Source organism: Acinetobacter sp. 22323, from assembly GCF_052044895.1.
In the GTDB taxonomy this organism is placed as follows: domain Bacteria; phylum Pseudomonadota; class Gammaproteobacteria; order Pseudomonadales; family Moraxellaceae; genus Acinetobacter; species Acinetobacter schindleri.
Genome location: NZ_JBQEOL010000013.1, coordinates 87,026 through 93,182 on the forward strand (window position 1 = coordinate 87,026; position 6,157 = coordinate 93,182).

4 protein-coding genes and 2 pseudogenes are annotated in these 6,157 nt (G+C 40.8%); 5 read left to right on the plus strand and 1 reads right to left on the minus strand.

The window, feature by feature from the left end:
- Positions 1 to 28: 28 nt before the first annotated feature.
- Entirely contained in the window at positions 29 to 1,372 is a 1,344-nt protein-coding gene (locus ACTJIX_RS10225) for an aspartate aminotransferase family protein (protein WP_004895783.1), read from the minus strand.
- A 751-nt stretch (positions 1,373 to 2,123) separates the two neighbouring features.
- Between ACTJIX_RS10225 and ACTJIX_RS10230 the strand changes: the two are divergent.
- From ACTJIX_RS10230 to ACTJIX_RS10250, 5 genes and pseudogenes are all read left to right on the plus strand, one after another.
- Positions 2,124 to 2,360 (plus strand): annotated as a pseudogene (locus ACTJIX_RS10230) (hypothetical protein); the annotation flags it as partial.
- Between the two features lie 68 nt (positions 2,361 to 2,428).
- Positions 2,429 to 3,519 (plus strand): annotated as a pseudogene (locus tag ACTJIX_RS10235) (IS4-like element ISAba33 family transposase).
- Between the two features lie 124 nt (positions 3,520 to 3,643).
- A complete protein-coding gene (gene tnpA, locus ACTJIX_RS10240; protein WP_000364662.1) occupies positions 3,644 to 4,072 on the plus strand; it encodes an IS66-like element accessory protein TnpA in 429 nt (142 codons plus the stop codon).
- Positions 4,069 to 4,404, plus strand: a complete 336-nt coding sequence (tnpB, locus tag ACTJIX_RS10245) for an IS66 family insertion sequence element accessory protein TnpB (RefSeq protein ID WP_000618090.1) — start codon at positions 4,069 to 4,071, stop codon at positions 4,402 to 4,404. Before tnpA ends, tnpB begins: the two co-directional genes overlap by 4 nt.
- Before the next feature lie 74 nt (positions 4,405 to 4,478).
- A complete protein-coding gene (locus tag ACTJIX_RS10250; protein ID WP_001094416.1) occupies positions 4,479 to 6,125 on the plus strand; it encodes an IS66-like element ISAba17 family transposase in 1,647 nt (548 codons plus the stop codon).
- Positions 6,126 to 6,157: the final 32 nt, after the last annotated feature.

Here is a 6,157-nt window from a genome sequence, read left to right on the forward strand (position 1 = left end):
CGGGGTTAAATATGTATGACATTTAAGTTTATTTTTGCAGTTTACTTAAGGCTTGATCCAACGCTCCAACCAACCAATCAATATCCTTTTCTTGGAACACCAATGGTGGACGTAACTTCAAGACATTGCCATATGGTCCCGCAACAGAGGTCAGCACACGATGCGTATTACGCAATTCTTCAATCAAATCCAGTGCCAGAGCTTTATCAGGCATTTTGGTGAAACGATCTTGTACCAATTCGAAACCAATAAATAAACCAGCACCACGCACATCACCAACACAGTCATACTTTTCCATCAGCTTACGCAATTCTGTCAAAAGTAGACCACCAAGGCGCTGACTATGGGCTTGTAACTCTTCTTCTTGAATAGTTTTCAGCACGGCCTGCGCCGCTGCCATCGCCACAGGATTCCCCCCAAAGGTATTGAAATAAGGGATTTTTTGACTAAAGGCAGACAACACATGATCTTTCGCGAGTAAACCTGATACTGGAATACCATTGCCCATCGGCTTGCCTGTGGTAATGATGTCGGGCACCACACCATGACGCCCAAAACCCCAAAAAGAATCGCCTGTACGAGCAAAACCAGGCTGTACTTCATCAGCAATGAAAATACCACCATTGGCATGCACTACATCCACTGCTTTTTTCAGGAAACCAGTAGGATTTGGCATTACCCCGTCTGATGAAAAAATGGAATCGGCTAAGAAGCCTGCAAACTTGATGCCATTGGCATTCATATCATCAATTTGTGCTTGAATTTGCGCGGCGAACCAGTCACCTAAATCTTCACCCTCAAAACGATATTGATCAGGTGCTGCCACCAAACGAGTTGTAGCAGCTAAGGTCTGTCCTGTACCAAGCGCAGGCGAACAGCCCGAAGTAAGATCACTAGTACCATGATAGGCTTCTTGCGACACAATAATACCCGTACCACCACTGTATTCACGGGCAATACGAATGGCCAAATCATTCGCCTCAGAACCCGTACACATATACATGGCTTTGTTAATTTCAGTCGGTGTGGTCGCTAAAAGTTCGTCGGTATAATCTAAAATGCGCTCATGTAAATAACGAGTATGTGTATTCAACATTTGCATTTGTTCATTTACGGCATTGATTACCGCAGGATGGCAATGTCCTATACTAGCGACATTGTTATAAGCATCCAAGTATTGATTGCCTGCAGCATCCCAAAGGTATTGTCCTTGCCCTTTTACAAGATGCACTGGGTTTCGATAAAACAAGCGGTAAGATTCACCTAAATTTTGGCTACGTCGATCGGTCAGTTCTCGGGTTTCAGAATCTAGTGCACTCGCATGCTCGGCACGGAAGCTATTGGTATCCATAATGGTAGATCGCGTATTCATCTACTATTCCTCTCTCACAAACTGTTTTTTAGTGCATTTGAATGATTTTTATATTGCACACTGCTCATTTTAAAGACTTGACTTTAGAGCGCGATATGTAATTTTTGAAGTCAAATCTTATAAGATAATTTCTTCACAATACGAGTGATAGGATATCTATTTGAGCACTTTTATTATGAAAAGTGAATAAATAGCCTTTAAATGAATTCGCTAAAGAAGCCTGACAAAAAATAAAGTTGAATTCCATCATCCCTAATAAATGATAAAACTACTGAAATTTATTTACAGGCTCTATATTAGTAATATGCATTGGCTTTGTTGCATAAATATGTAAGCATCTGATTTAAATAAATTTAATTTTGGATCAAAAAATAATCAAAACTTTTAAAATCATATAGTTATGAAATCTTTGTGCAACAAAGCCATATACTTATCAAAAATTGATTCCTATTTGGTTTTAATTACCATTAAAAAAGATCAAATTTGAGCATTGTTATTGTAATAATCAACTATACTCATCCCTACTGTATTCATTGTAATCTGCTATGTGAACATCATAATAGAAACATGATATTTTTTGCCAACTCACAAATATAGCTAACTAATAGTGAGTATCTAATCGAGGAGGAAAATTTGAAACTTTCAATAATAAATAAACTTTAAAAACAAGGAAAAAATGATACCTCCTGCCATATTCAAAAACTCTAAATATACGTGAATATTGCTGTATTATTTTTATTCAATAGCACACATGGATCTGACATCTGAACTACTTTTGAAGTTTCCAGCAACACAGATAAGTACTCTAAAAAATTTCAAAAAAAGCAGAATCACCATTCATCCACAAGCGTATGGTTTCAACTTATGCTACTTAAATATGTTTAAAAATCTCACTGCAGATTTAGATATTTCTAATCGCATAAAAGAACTCCATGTGTGGAAAACTTCAGAATTTGATGGCTACTCCATTTTCAATAATATTCACCTTTGTACACGACAAAAAAAGATAACTCATTGAAATAATGGCATAATACTTGTTTTCTGACGACGAATATGATGACACATTTCAATGAGTTACATCTCATCTTAAACAAATATCTAAAGTGGAACAAGTCACATGCAAAATGTTTTACACTGATTATGCTTGCATTAATTGTAAAACAGACATGTAATCTTTCTTCTGCATCTAAAGCCTTACCCATCAAGTGCTTACCACAATCATTTTATCGACGTATACAACGCTTCTTTGCAGATCAGTATTTCGATTATCGTCAAATTTCTCAGTTAATTTTCAATATATTTTCATTCGATAAAGTCCAATTAACTTTGGATAGAACTAATTGGAAATAGGGAAAACGAGATATTAATATCTTGATGTTAGCCATCGTCTATCGTGGAATAGCGATACCTATTGTTTGGACATTGCTCAATAAACGTGGAAATTCAGATACAAAAGAGCGTATTGCTTTGATTCAACGCTTTATCTCCATTTTTGGTAAAGATCGTATAGTGAATGTGTTTGCAGACAGAGAATTTATCGGTGAGAAATGGTTTACATGGTTAATTGAAAATGACATTAACTTCTGTATACGTGTTAAAAAAACTTTATTGTGACCAATCACTTAGCCAAGAATCATAAAATTAGTGATTTATTTCGTCATCTTCAAGTTGGTCAAACTGAATGTCGTAAACGACGTATTTGGGTTGGTCGAGTGAAACTGTATATTAGTGCGCTACGATTAGAAGATGGAGAGCTTTTACTTGTTGTTTCTCCTATGTTTAATGCTTCTGCTATTCGTGATTATGCATTACGCTGGGAAATCGAAACGTTATTTAGTTGTCTCAAAGGACGTGGATTCAATCTTGAAAATACTCGTTTAACAGACCCTAGACGAGTCAAGAAATTGATAGCAGTGCTAGCTATCGGTTTCTGTTGGTGCTATTTAACAGGTGAATGGCAACATGATCGGAAAAAAGCGATAAAAATAAAGAAGCATGGACGACTTTCAGTAAGTTTATTTCGCTACGGTTTGGACTATGTTCAAATGGCTATTCTACGTTTGATTGGTTTTGGAAAAAAAGAAGAATTTAAGAAAGTGCTAGCAATTTTAAGAAAGAAAAAGCCTGATAGGACAAGGATCCTATGAAATTTGCCGTGTACAGAGATCTGTGTTATAGCGTTTTAAAACAGTAAGCGTCCGCTGAACCCCACTTTTTCTAACTCATTAATACCGCGATAGTGTCCACTTAAATTTAAGTGGACACCTATTTATGGATTTAAAGACAGTTATAGACAGTGCACCAACGCTAAAAAAGCCCCGTCGAACCTTCACAGCTGAATTTAAACATCAACTTATTCAGCAATGCCAGCAGCCAGATACATCAGTGGCCAAGGTAGCAATGCAACATCAGATCAATGCCAATCTGCTACATAAATGGATTCGTCAGTCCAGATCAATGCCCCCTGCATTAAAAACCCCATCCATTCCACAGACTGACTTTCTTCCGGTCATTCTTCACCCGACTCCAGTCAAACAAGAAGCACCTCTACCACCTGTGCCAGAGAAGAAAGCTGTCGCTCATATCAGGATTCCATTACATGAGGCACCAAGTTCCGCAAGGGATCAGATGATCGAGATCGACTGGCCGGTGGAGTCAGTAACTGAATTACTGTTGCTGATCCAGGGTTTGACTCAATGATTCGTATTGATGAGATCTGGTTGTCTACCCAGCCGATGGACATGCGTGCAGGGATGGATACAGCCATGGCTCAGGTGCTGAGAGCCTTTGGCTACATCAAACCGCATTGCGCTTACCTGTTCTGTAATAAGCGTGGCCATCGTATGAAAGTGCTGGTGCATGATGGACTGGGTATCTGGCTGTGTGCCCGGCGGCTGGAACAGGGGAAATTCCACTGGGCTAAAGTTCACCAGGGTGAAAGTATGGCGATCAGCCCGGAGCAGTTACAGGCACTGATCCAGGGTTTGCCCTGGCAAAGAATCGGACTGCAGCAAGTGGTAACAATGCTCTAAACCAGGCTCATCCATTCTGCTATTCTCCAAACGTTCTATTTCCTCTGCATCATGACCTCAGGCATACTGCGGTCATGAATACGCTGCCTGATTTAAGCCAACTGACCCATGAACAACTGCTGGAATTTACCAGACAGTTGGCGATGCAGCATCAGTCTCTGGCACAATCTAAACAACAACTGGAACAATCAAATCAGCAATTAGATGCCAGAGTTCAACATCTTGAAGTCACCAATCAGCAATTAGATTCTAAAGTTCAACATCTTTCTATTCTCAATCAAAAATACGAGCATGAGCTTGCACTATTTAAACAGCATAAATTCGGCAGTAAAAACGAACATCTAACCGCAAAACAAATCCATCTCTGGGATGAAGCGGTTGAAGAAGATATTGCAGCGGTTGATCTGGAACTGGAACGACTGAATGCAGATAAAACCAATGCAGCTGCACAGAAAGCCCCAGTCAACAAACCTAAACGTCGGCTGTTGCCAGATCATCTACACACCCTCCGTATTGAGCATGAACCTGAATCAACACAATGCAGTTGTGGCTGTACCTTGCGTCGTATCGGTGAAGATGTCAGTGAAAAACTGAATTTCAGACCGGCACAGTTCTATAAGGAACAGCATGTGCGTGGTAAATGGGTCTGTGATCAGTGTGACACTCTGACTCAGCAAGCGATGCCAGCCTATGTGATTGATAAAGGCATTGCTTCACCTGAATTGCTTAGCCATGTGCTGGTGTCAAAGTATGCCGATCATTTGCCTTTGTACCGTCAACGTCAAATCTTTCTACGCGCAGGTGTTGATCTGTCTAGATCAACGTTATCTGACTGGATTGGCCGCTGTGGGGTGGAACTGGAACCTCTGGCCAATGCCTTAAAACAGGTGGTACTGCAACAGCAGGTGATCCATGCAGATGAAACACCGGTGACGGTCATGCAGATGGGTGAAAATGAGAAAAAGCCCAAAAAAGGTTATGTCTGGGCCTATGCCAGCACACAGTACAATCCAGTTCAGGCAGTGATCTATGACTTTCAAGATAGCCGTTCTGGCCAGCATGCTGAAGACTTCCTGAAAGGCTGGCAGGGTCATTTGGTCTGTGATGATTACAGTGGTTATAAAGCACGCTTTAGATCAGGTCAGGTCATTGAGGTGGGCTGCATGGCACATGCACGTCGTAAATTCCATGAACTACATGTGACCAAGAAAAGTCAGGTCGCTGAACAGGCATTAGTGCTGATTCAGAAATTATATGCGATAGAAGCAGAATTAAGAAAAAAGACGGATGGTACAGCGGAAGACCGCTGCGAATACCGACAACAGCATAGTCAACCGGTCATGCAACAACTATATGAATGGCTCAACCAACATCAGCTGACGGTGCCATCGAGTTCTCCAACCGCCCGGGCGATCAATTACAGCCTAAAACGTTGGACTGCTTTAAGCCGCTATCTGGATGATGGCAATCTACCCATTGACAATAATTGGATAGAGAACCAAATGCGTCCCTGGGCCTTGGGGCGTAAGAACTGGCTATTTGCAGGTTCGCTGCGCAGTGGTCAACGAGCTGCCAATATCATGACTTTAATCCAGTCAGCAAAGCTGAATGGCTTGGATCCGTATGCCTATTTAAGTGATGTGCTGAAAAGGTTGCCAACACATAAAGTGCCCCAAATAGAAGAATTACTACCTCACCGCTGGAAACCTGAACCCCGTTAAAACTTGGCGATGGCGTTCAGCGGATGCTTACT